This is a genomic window from Gordonia aquimaris (genome assembly GCF_026262595.1).
Classification (GTDB): domain Bacteria; phylum Actinomycetota; class Actinomycetes; order Mycobacteriales; family Mycobacteriaceae; genus Gordonia; species Gordonia tangerina.
The window spans coordinates 120,349-137,945 of the sequence record NZ_JAPKFM010000008.1; the positions used below are offsets into that span (position 1 = coordinate 120,349).

Here is a 17,597-nt window from a genome sequence, read left to right on the forward strand (position 1 = left end):
CATCCGGTGACGGCGGGCTCTGCCGTCTGCGCCTCGACATCTCCTACGACGGGACCGATTTCGCCGGGTGGGCATCGCAGGTTGGTCAACGGACCGTCTGCGGTGTGCTCGAGGAAACGCTTGGCACCATCCTGCGTGTGCCGGTGCGATTGACCGTCGCCGGTCGTACCGACGCCGGCGTACACGCGACCGGACAGGTCGCACATACCGACGTGCCGGAGGCCACGCTGGGCACCCGCTCGATTGCCGGCGACCCGTCGCGGTTGACGGGCAGACTGGCCAAGATGCTGCCCGATGATGTCCGTGTCCGTGTCGTCGAGCGGGTGAACAGGGATTTCGACGCGCGGTTCTCCGCGCTCCGACGCCATTACGTGTATCGGCTCACCGACGCGGTCTGGGGTGCGGAACCGATCATGGCCCGCACCACCGCGCACTGGCGTCGTCCGATCGACCTCGCGGCCATGAACGCGGCCGCCTCCACCCTGCTCGGGCTCAACGACTTCGCGGCGTTCTGCCGTCGTCGCGAGGGCGCCACCACCATCCGTGATCTGCAGCGTTTCGACTGGACCGCCGACGCCGACGGAGTGCTGGTGGCGCGGGTCAGCGCCGACGCATTCTGTTGGTCGATGGTGCGCTCGCTGGTCGGGGCTGTCGCCAGCGTCGGCGACGGACGACGCGATATCGACTGGTGTCGCGGACTATTGACCGAGCGGACCCGCAACAGCGCGATTCCGGTGGCGCAAGCGCGCGGACTGTGTCTGGTCGGCGTCGACTACCCCGCCGACGATGACCTCGCCGCACGCAACGAGGTCACCCGCGACATCCGCACCGCCGACGGTTGCTGCGGCGGCTGATCGTGGTCGGGACGGGCCCGGTCGGAGTCAGCGGCGGTTTCGGGTACGGCGGCGGGACACGGTCACGGTCGTAGCGGATATCCGTGCGTGTCGGTCACGCCGCCGGTGAGCATGATGATCCCGTCGACCAGTGCCCACAGACTCACCGCGAGGATCAGGAAGAACCCGATGAAGAAGAACAGGGTCACGAAGCCGACCAGCGTGAGCCCGAGTTGGATGCCGCCGGTCTGGTTGTCGCCGATGTAGAAGCGGCCGACCCCCAGGGTGCCGAAGAAGATCTGCAGTAACCCGGCGACCACCTTCGACTTCCCCGAGTACGGCAGTCCCGACATCGGATCGCGACCGTACGGTGCGTACGGGTCACCGCCCATCGGGGCGAAACCGTAGGGATTCGGCAGGTACGGATTCGGCGGATACGGATTCACCGGAGCCGGCCCCCAGGGCTGGTGCCCCGCTCCGGGCGCGCTGTGGGGCGCCGACGGTGGCTGTCCGCCGGCCGGCGGAAAGCGGTACTGTCCGTGCGGATCACCGGAGGGGTATCCGTACGGATCGTGGTACGGGTCGTTCGGCGGCTGTCCCGGGTGGCTCACCGTCACATCATCGCACGGGCATTGGCGTGGTCGGGCGCGGATGTAGTGGTCGTTCAGGTGGCGCTGCGTTCGTCCTCGATCGCCTCGAGCACCGCCTCCACTGTCTCCTCGTCACCGGCGAACTCGCCGAGTCGCTGGCCCTCGGACATCAGATGACGCCAGTTCGCCGGATCGAACACTACGGCCTCGTTGCGGTCGATGAAGTCGATGATGGTTTTCGTGAAGCGGTCCGGATCGGCATGGAATGGGAAGTGTCCACAGCCGGTGAAGGTCTCGAACTCCGAATGCGGAATCGCGGCATGTGCCAGCCGGGCGTGGTGGTAGGGGATGACGGTGTCCTCGTCGCCCCAGATCAACAACACCGGAAGACGTTCGGTGAGATAGCACCGGTCCAGCATGGTCACGACCTGACCACGCCAGTCGACCACTGCGCGCAGCGTGCGCAGGAACGCAGACGACGCGGTGGCGTCGGCGAGGTCACCCAGCACGCGCACCAGGTCCTCGTGGTCGTTGAGCAGACGCCGCGGAGATGCGGCGGCCGGCATACCGGGGATGTGCGGTGCCGCGGCCAGGGTGCGGGCGGCCAGTCGCAACGAGGGAACCACTCCGGGCACCCGCAGCAGGGTGAGGATCTCGTGCGCAATCGGCATCGACACCAGCCGAAGTGCGGGATTGACCTCCCGCGTGACGCCACCGGCCGCAACCAGGACCAGACGCTCCACGAAACGTGGGAACTGGTAGCAGAATTGCATGGCGACGCCTCCGCCGAGGGAGTGGCCGACCACCGTGACCTTCGAGATGCCGAGCACCACAAGGAGATCGCGCATGCCGTTGGCGAACGCCGGCACCGAATAGTCGGCGCGGGGCTTCTCCGACCGTCCGTGGCCGAGGAGGTCCGGCGCGATGACGGTGTAATGCTGGGCGAGCGTGGGGATCACCGAGTCCCAGGTCGACGAGTTGTCGCCGATGCCGTGGATGAGCAGCAGCGCCGGTCCGCTGCCGGCGATGCGGTAGGCCCGCCGGTACCCGTGGATGGTGTGATACTCGATGCGGATCTCGGTATCGGTTACCGGCCGCAGGGCGTGGCTCTTGCCGTTGCGGCCGTGGGTTCGGCTCCGAGGCCCCGCCGCCGGCGGGGGTGTGGCTCCGGACACGGTGACTCCTTGGTGATCACATCTGCGTGATGGCTGCGGGCGCCGTGCGAGTACGCGGAACCGGTCGGCCCGGCGGCGTTCGTCGGCGTGCTTACCCATGAGTAAACCGCAGTTTGGCACATCTCGCCCGGCATGTTGCATCGAGTTAACCTCGTCCGTCGACGCTGGGGGGGCGGGCGCCGCTGCGGCGCCGCACGCGGCCGGGCTCTCGCCCACGTCATTAGGCTCGAGGTGATGAATCCGTTCGACGTCGACACCTTCCTCGCCACGGGCGGCCTGATCGGGTTGTGTCTGCTGGTCTTCGTCGAGACCGGGTTGCTGATCGGGTTCGTGTTCCCGGGCGACTCGGTGCTGTTCACCGCCGGCGTGTTTGCCGCGCAACCGGATCCGTTCGCGCCGCTGTGGTTGTTGTGCATCGCCGTGCCCGCCGCAGCCATCATGGGTGACCAGGTCGGTTACGCCATCGGCCGACGGCTGGGCTCCAGTGTCGTGGAGAGCCGGCTGATGCGGTTGGTGGGTCCCGAACCGCTCGCCAAGACACACCGGTACTTCGAACGGTTCGGTGCGCTGACGGTGTTCTTCGCCCGGTTCATCGGGATCGTGCGCACCCTGACGCCGCTGGTGGCCGGGTTCACCGGGATGTCGTACCGGATCTTCACAATGTTCAGCGTTCTCGGCAGTTTCGCGTGGGCGGCGGGCATCATCACGCTCGGATACTTCCTCGGTCAGGTTTCGATCATCCGCGACCACCTCGACGTCTTCATCATCGCCTCGGTGCTCACCGTGGTGGTGCCGACCGCCCTGCATCTCGCGCGGCGTTGGCGCAACGGGCGCCGAACGTCGCAGGACGGGGCTGCCGAACCCGGGCCAGAAGAGCCGGATCCCGAGCCCGCCGCCGAGAAACCGACGTCGTAGGTCCGCCAACCGGCTACTGGTAGAACGGCTCGTCGCGGTCGGTGGGCACCGATGAGAAGTCATCGGCGATCGTGGCGGCGAGTTCGGCGAAGGCGCGTCGGGTCTGTTTACTGACCAGGTCGAGATCCACGTCGGCGCCTTCGGAGAGATGATCGTCGAACGGGACCTTGTGCACCGCTCGACATCGGGTCAGGAAGTGCTGGCCCAGCTGATCGGTGTCGATCGTCGAGGCGCCCGGGCGCGATGAACTCAACACGACCACCGCGCGCGACACCAGATGGGCGTAGCCGTGGGCGGCCAGCCAGTCGAGCGTCGCCCCGGCACTGCGTGCGCCGTCCATCGCCGGCGAGCTGACCAGGATGATGGCGTCGGCGAGGTCGAGCACCCCGCCCATCGCGGAGTGGCTCAATCCGGTGCCGCAGTCGGTGATGATGATGTTGTAGAAGCGTTGCAGGATGCGCATCACCCCGCGGTATTCCTCTTCGCTGAAGGCCTCGGCCATCGCCGGGTCCCGCTCGGAGGCGAGTACTTCGAGACGGCTCGGCGACTGAGATGTATGCGCCCGCACATCCGAGTACCGGTAGACGTTGGTATCGGCGAGCAGGTCGCGCACCGTGGAGCGGGTCTGTTGGGGCACGCGTTGCGCCAGGGTGCCGAGGTCGGGATTGGCGTCCACGGCGATGACCCGGTCACCGCGCAGCGACGCGAAGGTGGAACCCAGGCCGACGGTGGTGGTGGTCTTGCCGACGCCGCCCTTCAGCGACAGCACAGCGATCCGGTAGTCGCCGCGGACCGGCCGATTGACGCGTTCCAGCAGCCGCTTGTACTCGACGTCGGCCGACGACTCACCCGGATTGATCGTTCCGGCGGAGATGGTGTGCACGGCGCGCCGCCACCCTCGGCTCGGTGGTCGCCGGGCCTTGCGGATGAGGGCGACCTCATCGAGCGCCGGGCCCGACTGCGGGTCGGCGTATCCGGGCGGTCCCATCGGGTAGCCGCCGTACGGTCCGCCCGGGTTCATCGGCGGCTGACCGGGCGGCGGTCCGGCCGGTGGCTGTGGGGGTGGACCCACGGGTGCGGGCGCGTCCGGCCAGGGCGGGGCACCGAAGGAGTTCGGTGGGCCCTGCGGCGCGGCGGCGGAATTCGGGGAATGCGGCGCGTGCGGAGGCTGTAGGCCGGACGGCGGCTGTGGGCCGGACGGCGGCTGTGGGCCGGCCGTAGGCATGGGACCGCGAGGGCCCGGTGGGTCGGTCGCGGGCATCGGGCCGGCCGAAGGCGTGTGCTGGGCTGGGGGCGCACCGGGCGGTTGCGCAGCTCCGTTCGGCGGGGTGGTGCCAGGCGGAGGAGGCGTGGTCGGCGGCAACGGGGCGCCGTGTCCAGGCGCGCCGGCGGCGGCAGCCGTACCGTTGTGCTGCCGGTCCGGCGGTACATCGGGCTGACGATGCGCGCTTTCGGGACTCGGGGCCGGTGCGGGCGCCTCGGTCGGCTCCGGCTCGGCGAACTGGAGCCATGGAGGGGGCGCCGGCACACCGGAATTGTCCAAACTTCCGGAGTCGTCGTACGTCATGTGAGAAAAGGTCCCCCTGTAGGTGGTCGATGGTGGCAATTCCATCGCGCGTTGACGAGTCTAACGAACACTTTCCGACCCGCCGAATGCGGCGATGTAGACTGCCCGCTCGCTGTCGCGCCTCATCGCTTGTGTGCGAGCCGAGGATCGTGCATCAGATCACACCGTCGCGGAGCAGGTCCGCCATCGTGGCGTCGTCCAGGCCGAGGAGGTCGCGATAGATCTCGTCGTTGTGGGTGCCCGGTCGCGGAGGCCCGGCCGAGCGCACCCGGCCCGGCGTTTCCGACAGCTTCGGCACGATCCCGGGGCCGAGGACGTCTCGGCCGAGCCGCTCGTCATGGTGGGCGACGAGCATCTCGCGTGCCTGCATCTGCGGATCGGCGACGACCTCGGCAACCGTGTTCACCGGCCCGACCACGACGCCGGCGGCGCTCAGGACGTCGATGAGTTCCTCGCTGGTGTGCCGCGATGCCCAGTCGGCGATGATCTCGTCGAGCTCATCCTGATTGATACCGCGGGCCCGGTGATCCACGAAGCGCTCGTCGGTGGCCAGTTCGGGCCGGCCCATCGCGCCGCACAGCCGGCCGAAGACAGTGTCCTGGTTGGCGGCGATCACCACGCGCAGGCCGTCGGCCGCCAGATACAGGTTGGAGGGGGCGATGCCGTCCAAACGGGTGCCCGAGGGGCCGCGCACCACCCCGGCGAGGTCGTAATCGGCGATGGTGGATTCCTGAACGGCCAGGCAGGCCTCGGTCAACGCGGTGTCGACGACCTGCCCGCGGCCGGTGACGGTGCGTCGATACACCGCGGCAAGTGTGCCCTGGGCGGCGAACATCCCGGCCAGGGTGTCACCCAGCGACAGCGCGAGGCGTGGGGGCGCCTCCCCGGGGTATCCGTTCAGATAACGCAACCCACTCTCCGCCTCGGCGACCGACGCGTAACCGGCCCGGGTCGCGGCCGGACCGGTCTGGCCGTATCCGGATACCCGGGTGAGGATGATGCCGGGGTTGCGGTCCGCGAGGACGTCGTAGCCGAGCTCCCACCGTTCCAGCGTCCCCGGGCGGAAGTTCTCGACGATGATGTCGGCGACCTCGACGAGTTCGAGGAAGATTGCCCGGCCGGCCGGAGCGCGCAGGTCGAGGGTGACCGCCTTCTTGTTGCGCGCGTGCACCGTCCAGTACACCCGTTGGCCGTCCTTTTCGGCCTGGCCCCAGGTGCGGATGGGGTCCGGCGACCCGGGTGGTTCGACCTTGATCACCTCGGCACCCATGTCGGCGAGGAGCCGGCCCGCGAACGGACCGGCGATCAGTGTGCCCAGCTCGAGGACTCGGAGCCCGTCTAGTGCGCCGGGCACGTCTGTGTCGGTGTGCGTCACACTGCCAGCATCGCCGATCCGGTCCGAGGTGATGTGAGTGGGGCGCCGAGGCGGCCGAGTACGGCTGTGCGGTAGTCGGCGAGGTCATTCGAACGAACGCAAACCCGAGTGTTGGGTGGGCGGTCGCGGGCTGGTATGGCAGGATCGTCGTCGGCGACCGGTCGCTATGACGCGTCGGTCGAATTGTTGTGCACCCGCGGGCGTGCGCACGGTTGGTCGGGGGACTCGTATCGCCACATCGTCGATCGTGGGAACCGATCGCGGCCGGGCTGCGTCCAAGTGTCAGCAGGATGGGGTCCGGAAGGGGGAGTCGCCATGACCGCACCAGGTCACCACACGTGGGACGCGAACCACGGGTATCAGCACGACGGTTTCGCGCACGACGGGTACGCGGATGACGAAGCGCTCGATGGCGGGGTCGCCCAAGATCGCAGAGGTGCAACCGGCGACGACCAGACGGCCGACGCCGCGCAGGCGCTGTCGAGCGCACGCTCACGTTCCGGCTCCCTGGCGGTGATCACCACGCCGCAGGGATTGCCCGTCTCGGTGCGGATCGATCAGTCGGCACTCGACAAAGAACCCGCGGTCGTGGCCGACGAGATCCTGCGGCTGTGTCGGCAATCCGCGATGGCCGCCGGGATCCGACTGCGCGAGCAGCTCATCGCCTCGGGTGTCGAACGCGACGTGGTGGATGCGATGAGGCTGCCGCGGGCTGATGATCTCGCACGTGCCGAGCAACTCGACGACCATGACCTCGACGCCCCGGCGTCCTGGCTGCGGTCAGGGTAGGGGGACGCCATGAGTTGGGCGATGGACGAACTCGAGGCGCGGGCACACGCGCAGTTGAACAGTCTCTACGAGCTCAACGAGCGCTACGCGGCGATCTCGGTGCGCGAGACGTCGGCAGACGATCTGGTGACCGTGGAGGTCGACGGTGTCGGAGCGCTCACCGGTCTGTGGCTTGCCCCCGGCGCCAACGAGATGGGTGGGCCGCGCCTCGGCGAGCAGATCGTCGCCACCGCCGCGCTGGCGGCTCAGCGGGCATTCGCCAAGCGCGCGTCGATCACCGAGGAGTTCAACGAGTCGTTCGGTGACCTGGTGAATTCCCGGCCACGGACCGACTAGCCGGCACGACCGAGAAAAAACTTTCACAAGAGTGGAACCGAATCGGACGCCGCTGCGTCCAAAGAGGGAATCGCGGCGGTTGCGCTCGACATCGAGAGCGCGCAAGCAAGTCACAGCGGTGAATTGGGAGGGACAGCGATGAGTGACGTGACAGTCGTGCCGGAAGCGGTCGAGGCATTCGGGGCGACCAGCGCGGCCATGGCGACTGCGGTCGGCGCCGCCGGATCGATCAACGCGGCGGCCAACACCGCGGTGATGGTCCCGGTCTTCGGTCTCATCGGCCAGGAGTTCCTGGCCTCGTTCATCGTCGCGCAGGCCAACCACCTGCTGTCGGTCGGCAACCTCGCGGCCGTGCATGCGGGCAGCGCCGCAGCGACTTTCGCCGGCCTGGCCCAGATGCAGGGCGCCGACGGCGATTCCGCGGCCACCATCCGATCGGTCCTGTGACCGGCGTCGGAGACCCCGGGCCGTTGCCGGTGACGGTGCCGGATGTGCCGGCGATGATGCACATGACGGTGCAGGAGATGATCGATGCATCTCCGCTGGGCCCGATCCTCGACACCAGTGTGGCCGACGTGCTCGCGGGCCACGGTCTGCCGGCTCTGCCCCCGATGCCGCCGCCAGGACCCCCACTGCCCGGGCTGCCGCCGCTGCCGCCGATCGACATCACCCTGTTGATCAAGCCGTTGACCGACCTCCTCGGTGGCTTCGGTACCGGCAACCTCTCGGGCGCCGACTTCGACCCGTCGGCGATCTTCGAAGGACTGTCGAAGGTGCTGCAGACCAGCATGTCGATGGGATCGGGAGCGGTGAAGGCGCTCGACAAGCTGTGGACCGGCACGGCGTCGACCGCCGCGGTGGGCAAATCCGCGGTCGCGACGGCAGATACCGCGAATGTGTCCACCCAGGGCACCGGGATGTCGATCGACATCCAGGCCGCTGCGGGCATTGTCGGGGCCGGTCTCGCCGCGGTGCAGGCGATCATCGCGGCTACCATCGCCAAGATCGCGGGCACGGTTCCGATCATCATGACCCCACCCGGGCAGGGGCTGGCGGTCGCGTTCGCTTCCGAAGGTCTCGCCGAGGCGACCACCCAGGTTGCGGTGACGCGCGCACAATTACTCGCGCCCACCGCGAAGATGACGGCGAACGGCGCGCAGGTACCGGTCACCAGTGCACCCACCACCGCCGGCGCGACGCAATCGCCGTTCGCCGTGGCCAGTGCGGTGCTGGACGGGGTCTCTCCGGCCGTGTCGTCGGCGTCGGAGCTGCCGTCGATGATCGCGTCGCCGGTGTCCGGGATGCTGTCGGCGGCACGGGCAGATCCGATGCCCGGATCAACGGCTGCCGGGCTCGCCGGTAGGCCAGGTGGTCCGGGTGGTGGTGGAGCCGGTGGCTCCGGCGGCAAGGGCCGCGTCGGAGGCGGAGGCGGAGGCGGAGGTGGTGTCGGTGCGGTCGGCGCTGCGTCGACTCCGCTGGCGCCTCGCCCGTTCATGACCCCTTCGGTCGGGATGACCGAGCCGGCCGCATCGGGCCCGACCACCACCCCCCGGGGTGCGGTGACCTCCACCGGTGCGATGCCGGCATCGATGGCTCCGATGGCCGGCGCCGGCGCCGCTCGCGGCGCGGGTGCGGGCGCGGGTACCGAGGAGCATCAGGTTCCGGACTATCTGGTGACCGAGGACAACGGCCAGCGGGTCGTCGGCGAGGTCCCCGATGTGGTGCCCGCAGTGATCGGTCAGGAGGACGACCAGCCTGCGGCTTCGGCATCTCCGGACATCGAACTGCGACTGGGCCCGCCGTCGAACCCGCAACCCGATCCGTCGGACAGCTCGTAGGCGTCGTCGACCCGAGCTCACCGGCCTGCTCATCGCACTGACCAACCGAACCGACCAGAACGAGGAAGACATGGCAGATTCGCACTTGAACGTCGACCCCACCGAACTCGTCACGGCGGCGGGCCGACTCGACCGCCTGGCCGAGCGGCTGGAGACCTCTCTGGGTGGTGCCGTGCCCGCCCTGAGTGTCCCCGCGGCCGGTCGTGATGAGGTATCGCAGGTGTCCGCGACGAGTTTCAACTCGGTGGCCGAGACCTTCGCGACGGATTCCGCGAAGGGCGTCGAGGAGCTCCGCAAGATCGCGGCGTTGCTTCGTGCCCAAGCCGACGGATACGCCCGCGGCGAAGACGACGCCGCAGCAGGCTTCCGCATCTGACGTGACCTGACAGACCGCCCACCCATCATCGCCAGGAAGGAGAGGTGACAGTGACCGGCTTCACCGGTGTCGTCTGGGACGCCCGCACCACCGAGCAACTCGCCTCGGATCTCGGTGATGGCGCCGGACCAGCCCCGCTCGCCGAGGCGGGGCTGGCGTGGAGTCGTGTTGCGTCCGAGTTGGCATCTGCGGCAGCCGAATACGGGACCATTCTGGCTGCGCTCGGCATCCATTGGGAGTCGGTGCACACCAGTGAGTCGTTCGAGACCCTGAGTCGCCTGGCCCCATGGTTCGCCGATGCCGCGGCAGCCGCGGGCCGCAACGCCGCCCGTGCCGAGGCGCAGGCGGCCGCGGTGACCGTCGCCCGGATGACGATGCCGAATCTGGCCGAGGTCGACCTGGCCGAGGAGGCGATGCGTACTGCGAGCACGATCGCCGCAGTCGCACCGGCGCTTGTCGGTGCCGCCGCCCAGGCAGAACGTGCTCTGCACGACCAGCGGTTGCGGGCCGCTCGCGTGATGCAGACCTACGAGGCCGCATCGGACTCGGCGGCGACTCCGTGGGGCGGCGCCGCTCCTGCACCGAACCTGGTATCGGGGCAAGCACTTGCCGCCGAGCGGGCGGCACGGGAAGCCGCGTCCCGTGCGGCCGCACCGGCACCACCCCAGCCGCAACCGGCGCCCATCGCGGCGGCGACGGCCCCTGTCGGGCTGCCCTTGGCGGGCATGGTCATGCCGCCTCCGGAGAAGACGGGTTACGCGCCCACCATCCTGGCCGGCGGAGGTCCCGCGCCCACCACGTCGTCGGCACCGGCGAGCCAACCCACGCCGTCTCCGCACGCGGGGCCCTTGGCCCCACCGATGTCACCGCATGGTGCGGGCAGCGCCGATCGGTTCGTCACCCGCGGGCCGTCGGCGCCCGAACCCGACATACAAGCGGCGGCCGCAGAGGTGGAAGCCGAACCTCTGGCCACCTGGGCAGATGTGGCCATGGCGCAGAGTCCTGCCGTGACGCACACCCAGGACCTCGCCGACAGTCGAACCCTCGACCGTCGCTACCTGGACGAGACACTGTCGCTCGAGCACGGGAAGGGGTTCTGACATGTGGCAACTCAGCGCCGACGCCCCGGCCGCCCGCCTCGACGTCGACGTGTTGCGACGACTGGGCGAGTACAGCGACGTGCAGACCTGGCCGGTCGTGCTCGACCTCTGGCCCACGCATGCCGATGGCGACGACCTCGATGCCATCCGCGCCGCTGCCGATCGCGAGATCGGGCAGCGCGGTCTCATCGATGCCGGGGAGCCGGTGGCCTGGCTGGCCACCGCGCTGCGGGTGCTCAGAACACCGGAGCGGCAGCTGGAGATCCGCACGATGGGTACGGGTGCGGCCGAGATTCGGCGGACGTGCGTGGCGCGCAGCGGACACGACCATGTCATCGCGCGCCGGGCCGGTGAGCAGGTGGATCTCCGGTTGGTGAGCGTCACCGGTGAATCCGAGGTCGGGTTGCTGGTGGCGCGCGAACTGGACGTCGTCGAACCGCTCGAGTTCGGCGGCCTCAGTGCTCCTGCCACGGAACTGACCGAGCGGCTCACCGGCTGCCACGGCGCCAACGACATCGCCGACGCGTTGCATGCACTCGGGGCTGTCGGCTCCGACGCGGTCGTGCTCGCCTCGGCATTGACCTGCTGCCACACCCGGTCGGAGATCGTCGCGGTCTCCTGGTCGAGCAGTGGCAGCACACAATCTTGCGGTGCACTGGCGATCTTCGACACCGATCGTGGACGAGTCGTCGCCAGTCCCAGCAAGTCTCCGGACGGGCGCGTGTGGACCACGCTGTCGCCGGGTGGCGCTCACCGGATCGCGCAGGCCGTCGGCCTGCTGATCGAGACGCTGCCCGACGGGCGGTGGATGCCGTGAACCGTACGGAGGAAATAGTCAGGGTATCTGTGTCGCCGGCGCCGGGAGCATCGCGAGCGGGCCACTTTTCCGCGGATACCACCGGGGCATCGCCGTGCGGTGCCGAAACACAGAAGGAGAACAAGCATGGCCGGTGAAGGGTCGGGACTGAATCTCGATGTTGTTGCCGCACAGGCGTCATCGCAGTCGATCGCGGGGATCGTCGAACAGATGCGAGGCATTCTGCGGCAGATCGAGAGTTCGGCACAGAGTGGCATGGCCACGTGGGGCGGCACTGCAGCCAAGTCCTACAACACCACCCAGACCGACTGGAGTGGGACGGCGCAGAAACTGCAGGCGGCGCTCGACGAGATCGAGGGCAAGCTGACGACCGGGTTCAAGGGGTACGCGGAGCACGACGAGGACATCGCCCAGGCGATCACGTCGAGCGTCGGTCACCTCAAGCTCTGATCCACCGACGCTGCGTACGCCCACATCCCATCAGCCGATATCTCATCAGCCCAATCTCATCAGGACTGATACCTCAATAGGGGGAGCCACCATGTCTGAACCCATCAAGTACGACTTCGCCGGCCTGGACACGCTGTCCGGCGACCTCAATCGCCATTTCGCCGCGCTGGGACACCTGTCCGACCAGCTCAAGAGCGAGGTCAACAAACTCGGCGGCAACTGGATCTCGCAGGACGGCGCCGAGTCCTACCGCGTTGCTCAGGCGCACTGGGACAAGCTGTTCGAGGAAGCGCGACTCCAGCTGAGCGGCCTCGGCCAGGGCGTTTCGAACGCCGCGGAGCGGATGATGCAGACCGACCGGTCCGTCGGCGCCTCGTTCCACGGATAGTCACACCCGAACGGTCACACCCGGGGAGGGCTCACCGGCCACCTGTGCCGGTGGGCCCTCCTCGCTGTGTCTGTCGGGCTCGGCGGCGCACCGTCATCATCGGCTGACGCGCGAGGTCGAATGACGCCCGCAGACCCCACCGGTGCGATAGCGTCGGGCAGAACCGACGAGGGAGGGAACTGTGGCCAACCCCGACGCTGGCACCGCGAATCGTGAGACGTGGACCAGGAACTCCGGCTTCATCCTGGCCGCGATCGGATCTGCGGTCGGACTCGGCAACATCTGGAGGTTCCCCGGCGTTGCCTACGAAAGCGGTGGCGGAGCGTTCATCGTTCCGTATCTGTGCGCACTGCTCACCGCCGGCATTCCGATCCTGTTCCTGGACTACGCAATCGGCCATCGATATCGCGCGGTTGCGCCGCTGGCGTTCCGTCGCATCCGGCGTCACGCCGAGGCGATCGGCTGGTTCCAGACCGGACTGCTGTTCGTGATCGGCGTGTACTACGCCGCGGTGATCGCCTGGGCGATGAGCTACTTCGTCTACTCGTTCGACCTGCGCTGGGGTGAGGACACACAGACGTTCTTCCTCTCCGACTACCTCCAGGTGGGTGACCCGGAGATCTCCACGACGGTCGTCGGCAACGTCGCGCTGCCGCTGGTGATCGTGTGGTTGGCCATCCTGGCCGTGCTGTGCCTGGGTGTGGCCCGAGGTGTGGAGAAGATCAACATGGTCTTCATCCCGTTGTTGTTCGTCGGATTCGCCGGACTCGTCGTGCGCGCCGTCACCCTGCCCGGCGCGGCTGACGGCCTCAACGCGCTGTTCAGTCCGGATTGGTCGGCCCTCTCGGATCTCGACGTCTGGATCGCCGCATACAGCCAGATCTTCTTCTCCCTGTCGATCGCGTTCGGCATCATGATCGCCTACTCGTCGTTCCAGCGCCGCAAGGCGAATATGACGAGTTCGGGCCTGGTGGTGGCGTTCGCGAACTCCTCGTTCGAGATCCTCGCCGGCATCGGCGTCTTCAGTGCACTGGGCTTCTTGGCCTACCAGCAGCAGAGTGCGATCTCGGACCTGGAGGGCCTGACCGGCCCGATCTTGTCGTTCGTCACCTTCCCGGCGGTGATCTCGGAGATGCCGGGCGCCAGCTTCTGGGGGGCGTTGTTCTTCGGTTCGCTCGTTGTCGCCGGCTTCACCTCCCTGATCTCGTTGCTGATCGGCGTCTCGAGTTCGCTTCAGGAGAAGTTCGGGCTGTCACGCGTGGTGGCCGCAGTGATCACCGCCGGCGTGAGCGGCGTGATCTCGATCGGCCTGTTCTCCACCACCTCCGGACTGATCGCACTCGACACCGTCGATCAGTTCGCGAACAACATCGGTGTGGTGTCCTCGGCGATCATCATGACGGTCTTCACGGTGTGGCTGGCGCGCGACGCGGATCTGTTGCGTCGACATCTCAACGCGGTGTCGACATTCCAGCTGGGACGCTGGTGGATTGCGTTGATCGGCGTCGTCGGGCCGGTGTTCCTCACCGTGATGTTGGTGCAGAAGATCATCTCGATCATCAACGACGGTTACGAGGGCTACCCGCAGTGGTATCTGGGAGTGTTCGGATGGGGCACGATCGCGCTGCTCGTCGTCGGTGCGGTGGCCTTGACCCTGCTGTCGTGGCGGGGCCGCGACTATCCTGGATTCCAACCGTGGCCCCCACTGGACACCAAGCCGGAGAAGGAGGCGGTTCGATGAGCGCCGGTGCCATCATCATGATGATCATCGCGATGGTGATCGTGTGGGGCGGACTTGCGGCCAGCATCGTGAATCTCCGGCTGCGGCCGGAGAAGACGGACAGCCCGTTCGAGGACCCCGATCTCGTCGCCGACGACATCGCACGCGAGCATCTGCCGCATCCCACCCGCGACACCTAGCCCCGCGTCCCGGTCGGATAGCCTTGCCAGAGACAAGGCAGACGACAAGGTAGACGAAGGGGACGAGATGACCACGGTGGCGGACTCCGCACCTGCGGCAGACAGTCGCAACGGGATCGACTTCAAGGTGGCCGACCTGTCACTTGCGGATTTCGGCCGCAAAGAGATCGAACTCGCCGAGCACGAGATGCCCGGTCTGATGTCGCTGCGCCGCGAATACGCGGATGTGCTGCCGCTCAAGGGGGCTCGCATCTCCGGTTCGCTGCACATGACGGTGCAGACGGCGGTTCTGATCGAGACGCTGGTCTCGCTTGGCGCAGAGGTTCGCTGGGCTTCCTGCAACATCTTCTCCACCCAGGACCACGCGGCCGCCGCGGTCGTGGTCGGTCCGCACGGCACGCCACAGGAGCCCAAGGGTGTTCCGGTGTTCGCGTGGAAAGGGGAGACCCTCGCCGAGTACTGGTGGGCCGCCGAGCAGATGCTGACCTGGCCCGACCAGCCGGCCAACATGATCCTCGACGATGGTGGCGACGCCACCATGCTGGTGCTGCGCGGTGCCGAGTTCGAGAAGGCAGGTGTGGTCCCGCCCGCCGAGGACGACCATCCCGCTGAGTACAAGGTCTTCCTGGAACTGCTGCGGTCCCGCTTCGAGACCGACAAGACCAAGTGGACGACCATCGCCGACTCGGTGCAGGGTGTCACCGAGGAGACCACGACGGGTGTGTTGCGGCTGTATCAGTTTGCCGCCGCCGGTGAGCTGACCTTCCCGGCCATCAATGTCAACGACTCGGTTACCAAGAGCAAGTTCGACAACAAATACGGCACCCGGCACTCGCTGATCGACGGCATCAACCGCGGAACCGATGTGCTCATCGGTGGCAAGAAGGTGTTGATCTGCGGCTACGGTGACGTCGGTAAGGGTTGCGCGGAATCGCTTGCCGGACAGGGAGCGCGAGTCCAGGTCACCGAGATCGACCCCATCAACGCCCTGCAGGCGCTGATGGACGGTTTCGACGTGGTGACCGTCGAGCAGGCAATCGCCGACGCGGACATCGTCATCACATCGACCGGCAACCTGGGGATCATCACCCTGGCGCACATGCGGCAGATGAAGAACCAAGCAATTCTCGGCAACATCGGTCACTTCGACAACGAGATCGACATGGCCGGCCTCGAGAACTCCGGTGCCAAGCGGATCAACGTCAAGCCGCAGGTGGATCAGTGGATCTTCGAGAGCGGCAAGTCGATCATCGTGTTGTCCGAGGGGCGTCTGCTCAATCTCGGCAACGCGACCGGCCATCCGTCGTTCGTGATGAGCAACAGCTTCTCCAACCAGGTGATCGCGCAGATCGAGCTGTGGACCAAGCAGGACGAGTACGACAACGAGGTCTACCGCCTGCCCAAGCATCTCGACGAGAAGGTCGCACGTATCCACGTCGAGGCGCTCGGCGGCACGATGACCAAGCTCACCAAGGAGCAGGCCGAGTACATCAACGTCGACGTCGAAGGCCCGTACAAGCCGGAGCACTACCGCTACTGACCCACCCCGCACCCAACCTCGTCACTCGCCCCACGGCGGTCGACAGAACCCCGAAAATCGCCGAGAGAACCCACCGCGATCGACAGTCGCGACACGGTCACCGACCGTGGGTTTCTCTCGGCGATTTTCGGGGTTCTGTCGACGTGAAAGTGGGTTCCGTCGGCGGGACCCTACGTGCCGATGTCGAGTTGGGTGCCGGGGCAGACGTACCAGGTGCCGTCTTCGCGGGCGAAGCTCTCGTCGTTGCGTTTGGTCATCGAGCGTTGGTTGCCGAGCTCGACGTGTGTGGACACCGTCGAGGCGGCCGCATCCCCGGTGACCGTGATATCGGTCAACTCTTCGAGGACCACGTTTCCGGTGATGTCGAGGGGCGTGGTCACCTGCGGACGCAACGCGCTACACACCGAGGCCCGGATACGGGCGACGTCGCGTGAGTTGACCGCGTCGACGAACATCTGCATGGCCGAGCGGATGGCGCCGGCATCGGCTGCGTTCGCGGTTTCCTCGGTCGGGACCCCTTGTGTGATGGGGTGATCGCGGCCGGCGGAGCTGTTGTCGGTCTCGGTGGCGACGGTCAGCACGACCGCTGCGGCCATGATGACGACGATAGTCACGACCCCGAGCACCGCGCCGACGATCATCCCGGCGCGCGGGCCGCGGGGCGGTGGGGGAGGATACGGCGGCCGATACCCAGGCGCCCAGCCGTGCTGCGGAGTGGGCGGATACCCGCCGAACTGCCCTGCGCCCGGCCCGTTGGTGGGCGGCGGCCACGGCGCGGGACCGTACGGAGGGTGCTGTGCGGGCGGAAACGGCTGCGGGCCATCCGGCGGCTGTTGGGTCATGCGCCCTCCTTCCCGCGGCGGGGTGGAACTCCCAGGCTATCGAAATCGTCGTCGGCGGGCATTGCGCTCAGTCGTCCAGTAGACGTCGCGCGAGTTCGGCCGGATCGCCGTCCGCGGTCGACAACCACGGTGACATCCACATCGACTGGGCCAGTTGCCGATACACGTGATCCACGCGAAGTTGCAGGTCGGTGTCCCGCTCGTAGAGATCGCGGGGACGGGTGGCGTCGGTCGCGGCTCGACGAGCCGCTCGGTCGAGGGCTACCTCGGGCGCCACGCCGAGGAGTACATGGTGGTCGGGGACCGGCAGTCGAAATCGGTGGAACTCGACCTCGCGGACCCATTCGACCATCTCGCCGTCTGCGTCCTGGCTCAGCCGTGCGGCGTTGTAGGCGGCATTGGACGCCACGTACCGGTCGAGGAGCACGATGTCGTGTGCGGCGACGGCTGCGCGGATCTCGTCGGCCGCGTCGGCACGATCGAGGGCGAACATGAGTGCCATCGCGTAGACACTCTCGCGCAGGTCGCCGTGTTGGCCGTGCAGCGCCTCGGCGGCGAGATCTGCGGTCACAGACTCTCCGTAGCGCGGAAACGTCACGGTCCAGACCCGGAGTCCGTCTCTGCGCCATCGGTCGACGAGTTCGGTGACCAAGGTGTTCTTGCCGGCGCCGTCGAGTCCCTCGACGGCAATGAGTTGACCCACGAGCGCGATGGTAACGGCCGCGGGTGGGTCGACCCGCCGAGGC

At 67.7% G+C, this 17,597-nt stretch carries 20 protein-coding genes; 14 read left to right on the forward strand and 6 right to left on the reverse strand.

Annotated features, from left to right (window positions below; translation table 11 throughout):
- The first annotated feature begins 26 nt into the window (after nt 1-26).
- On the forward strand, nt 27-854 hold the full coding sequence (gene truA / locus OSB52_RS10145; RefSeq protein WP_235725044.1) for a tRNA pseudouridine(38-40) synthase TruA: 828 nt from the start codon (nt 27-29) through the stop codon (nt 852-854).
- A 62-nt stretch (nt 855-916) separates the two neighbouring features.
- Here the strand turns inward: truA and OSB52_RS24995 are convergent, their stop codons facing one another.
- Together OSB52_RS24995 and OSB52_RS10155 are read right to left on the reverse strand one after the other, a co-directional pair.
- Entirely contained in the window at nt 917-1,444 is a 528-nt protein-coding gene (locus OSB52_RS24995; protein WP_266061548.1) for a TM2 domain-containing protein, read from the reverse strand.
- Nucleotides 1,445-1,497: 53 nt separating this feature from the next.
- Nucleotides 1,498-2,598, reverse strand: a complete 1,101-nt coding sequence (locus OSB52_RS10155) for an alpha/beta fold hydrolase (RefSeq protein WP_372512393.1) — start codon at nt 2,596-2,598, stop codon at nt 1,498-1,500.
- A 234-nt stretch (nt 2,599-2,832) separates the two neighbouring features.
- On the opposite strand from OSB52_RS10155, the gene OSB52_RS10160 reads away from it, so the two are divergent.
- The gene (locus tag OSB52_RS10160) at nt 2,833-3,513 is read left to right on the forward strand and encodes a DedA family protein (RefSeq protein WP_266061550.1); all 681 of its coding nucleotides are present in this window, start codon (nt 2,833-2,835) and stop codon (nt 3,511-3,513) included.
- Between the two features lie 13 nt (nt 3,514-3,526).
- On the opposite strand, the gene OSB52_RS10165 is transcribed toward OSB52_RS10160, so the two are convergent.
- Together OSB52_RS10165 and OSB52_RS10170 are read right to left on the reverse strand one after the other, a co-directional pair.
- A complete protein-coding gene (locus OSB52_RS10165; RefSeq protein WP_266061551.1) occupies nt 3,527-5,080 on the reverse strand; it encodes a MinD/ParA family ATP-binding protein in 1,554 nt (517 codons plus the stop codon).
- A gap of 154 nt (nt 5,081-5,234) precedes the next feature.
- Complete coding sequence (locus tag OSB52_RS10170; protein ID WP_266061578.1) at nt 5,235-6,434, reverse strand: CaiB/BaiF CoA transferase family protein; 1,200 nt, start codon at nt 6,432-6,434, stop codon at nt 5,235-5,237.
- Nucleotides 6,435-6,770: 336 nt separating this feature from the next.
- On the opposite strand from OSB52_RS10170, the gene OSB52_RS10175 reads away from it, so the two are divergent.
- The 12 genes from OSB52_RS10175 to ahcY all read left to right on the forward strand — a co-directional run bounded on the left by OSB52_RS10175 (nt 6,771) and on the right by ahcY (nt 16,009).
- A complete protein-coding gene (locus OSB52_RS10175; protein ID WP_308203665.1) occupies nt 6,771-7,244 on the forward strand; it encodes a hypothetical protein in 474 nt (157 codons plus the stop codon).
- Nucleotides 7,245-7,253: 9 nt separating this feature from the next.
- Entirely contained in the window at nt 7,254-7,580 is a 327-nt protein-coding gene (locus OSB52_RS10180) for a YbaB/EbfC family nucleoid-associated protein (RefSeq protein WP_235725014.1), read from the forward strand.
- Between the two features lie 138 nt (nt 7,581-7,718).
- On the forward strand, nt 7,719-8,027 hold the full coding sequence (locus OSB52_RS10185; RefSeq protein WP_235725015.1) for a hypothetical protein: 309 nt from the start codon (nt 7,719-7,721) through the stop codon (nt 8,025-8,027).
- A gap of 53 nt (nt 8,028-8,080) precedes the next feature.
- Nucleotides 8,081-9,418 (forward strand): hypothetical protein, encoded by a 1,338-nt coding sequence (locus tag OSB52_RS10190; RefSeq protein ID WP_266061580.1) that lies wholly within the window; start codon nt 8,081-8,083, stop codon nt 9,416-9,418.
- Nucleotides 9,419-9,488: 70 nt separating this feature from the next.
- Complete coding sequence (locus OSB52_RS10195; RefSeq protein WP_235725016.1) at nt 9,489-9,794, forward strand: PE family protein; 306 nt, start codon at nt 9,489-9,491, stop codon at nt 9,792-9,794.
- A gap of 50 nt (nt 9,795-9,844) precedes the next feature.
- Nucleotides 9,845-10,894, forward strand: a complete 1,050-nt coding sequence (locus OSB52_RS10200; RefSeq protein ID WP_266061552.1) for a PPE domain-containing protein — start codon at nt 9,845-9,847, stop codon at nt 10,892-10,894.
- Between the two features lies 1 nt (nt 10,895).
- A complete protein-coding gene (locus OSB52_RS10205) occupies nt 10,896-11,711 on the forward strand; it encodes an ESX secretion-associated protein EspG (protein ID WP_266061553.1) in 816 nt (271 codons plus the stop codon).
- Between the two features lie 126 nt (nt 11,712-11,837).
- Nucleotides 11,838-12,161 carry a WXG100 family type VII secretion target gene (locus OSB52_RS10210; RefSeq protein WP_235725019.1) on the forward strand — a complete coding sequence of 108 codons (324 nt, stop codon included), beginning with the start codon at nt 11,838-11,840 and terminating at the stop codon, nt 12,159-12,161.
- Nucleotides 12,162-12,252: 91 nt separating this feature from the next.
- Nucleotides 12,253-12,549, forward strand: coding sequence for a WXG100 family type VII secretion target (locus OSB52_RS10215; RefSeq protein WP_235725020.1), 297 nt, complete (start codon nt 12,253-12,255; stop codon nt 12,547-12,549).
- Between the two features lie 181 nt (nt 12,550-12,730).
- Complete coding sequence (locus OSB52_RS10220; protein ID WP_266061554.1) at nt 12,731-14,290, forward strand: sodium-dependent transporter; 1,560 nt, start codon at nt 12,731-12,733, stop codon at nt 14,288-14,290.
- Nucleotides 14,287-14,469 carry a methionine/alanine import family NSS transporter small subunit gene (locus OSB52_RS10225; protein WP_235725023.1) on the forward strand — a complete coding sequence of 61 codons (183 nt, stop codon included), beginning with the start codon at nt 14,287-14,289 and terminating at the stop codon, nt 14,467-14,469. Before OSB52_RS10220 ends, OSB52_RS10225 begins: the two co-directional genes overlap by 4 nt.
- A gap of 67 nt (nt 14,470-14,536) precedes the next feature.
- Entirely contained in the window at nt 14,537-16,009 is a 1,473-nt protein-coding gene (gene ahcY, locus OSB52_RS10230; RefSeq protein WP_266061555.1) for an adenosylhomocysteinase, read from the forward strand.
- A 170-nt stretch (nt 16,010-16,179) separates the two neighbouring features.
- On the opposite strand, the gene OSB52_RS10235 is transcribed toward ahcY, so the two are convergent.
- The gene (locus OSB52_RS10235; protein WP_266061556.1) at nt 16,180-16,851 is read right to left on the reverse strand and encodes an Rv0361 family membrane protein; all 672 of its coding nucleotides are present in this window, start codon (nt 16,849-16,851) and stop codon (nt 16,180-16,182) included.
- A gap of 67 nt (nt 16,852-16,918) precedes the next feature.
- On the reverse strand, nt 16,919-17,554 hold the full coding sequence (locus tag OSB52_RS10240; protein ID WP_266061557.1) for a dTMP kinase: 636 nt from the start codon (nt 17,552-17,554) through the stop codon (nt 16,919-16,921).
- Nucleotides 17,555-17,597 lie beyond the last annotated feature (43 nt).

Excerpts from the sequence above, each read along its gene's own strand:
- OSB52_RS10195 (WP_235725016.1), top strand. The coding sequence starts at position 9,489 with ATGGCAGATTCGCACTTGAACGTCGACCCCACCGAACTCGTCACGGCG.
- OSB52_RS10190 (WP_266061580.1), top strand. The coding sequence starts at position 8,081 with ATGATGCACATGACGGTGCAGGAGATGATCGATGCATCTCCGCTGGGC.
- OSB52_RS10205 (WP_266061553.1), top strand. The coding sequence starts at position 10,896 with ATGTGGCAACTCAGCGCCGACGCCCCGGCCGCCCGCCTCGACGTCGAC.
- OSB52_RS10175 (WP_308203665.1), top strand. The coding sequence starts at position 6,771 with ATGACCGCACCAGGTCACCACACGTGGGACGCGAACCACGGGTATCAG.
- OSB52_RS10215 (WP_235725020.1), top strand. The coding sequence starts at position 12,253 with ATGTCTGAACCCATCAAGTACGACTTCGCCGGCCTGGACACGCTGTCC.
- OSB52_RS10180 (WP_235725014.1), top strand. The coding sequence starts at position 7,254 with ATGAGTTGGGCGATGGACGAACTCGAGGCGCGGGCACACGCGCAGTTG.
- OSB52_RS10185 (WP_235725015.1), top strand. The coding sequence starts at position 7,719 with ATGAGTGACGTGACAGTCGTGCCGGAAGCGGTCGAGGCATTCGGGGCG.
- OSB52_RS10225 (WP_235725023.1), top strand. The coding sequence starts at position 14,287 with ATGAGCGCCGGTGCCATCATCATGATGATCATCGCGATGGTGATCGTG.
- OSB52_RS10160 (WP_266061550.1), top strand. The coding sequence starts at position 2,833 with ATGAATCCGTTCGACGTCGACACCTTCCTCGCCACGGGCGGCCTGATC.
- ahcY (WP_266061555.1), top strand. The coding sequence starts at position 14,537 with ATGACCACGGTGGCGGACTCCGCACCTGCGGCAGACAGTCGCAACGGG.
- OSB52_RS10210 (WP_235725019.1), top strand. The coding sequence starts at position 11,838 with ATGGCCGGTGAAGGGTCGGGACTGAATCTCGATGTTGTTGCCGCACAG.
- OSB52_RS10165 (WP_266061551.1), bottom strand. The coding sequence starts at position 5,080 with ATGACGTACGACGACTCCGGAAGTTTGGACAATTCCGGTGTGCCGGCG.
- OSB52_RS10235 (WP_266061556.1), bottom strand. The coding sequence starts at position 16,851 with ATGACCCAACAGCCGCCGGATGGCCCGCAGCCGTTTCCGCCCGCACAG.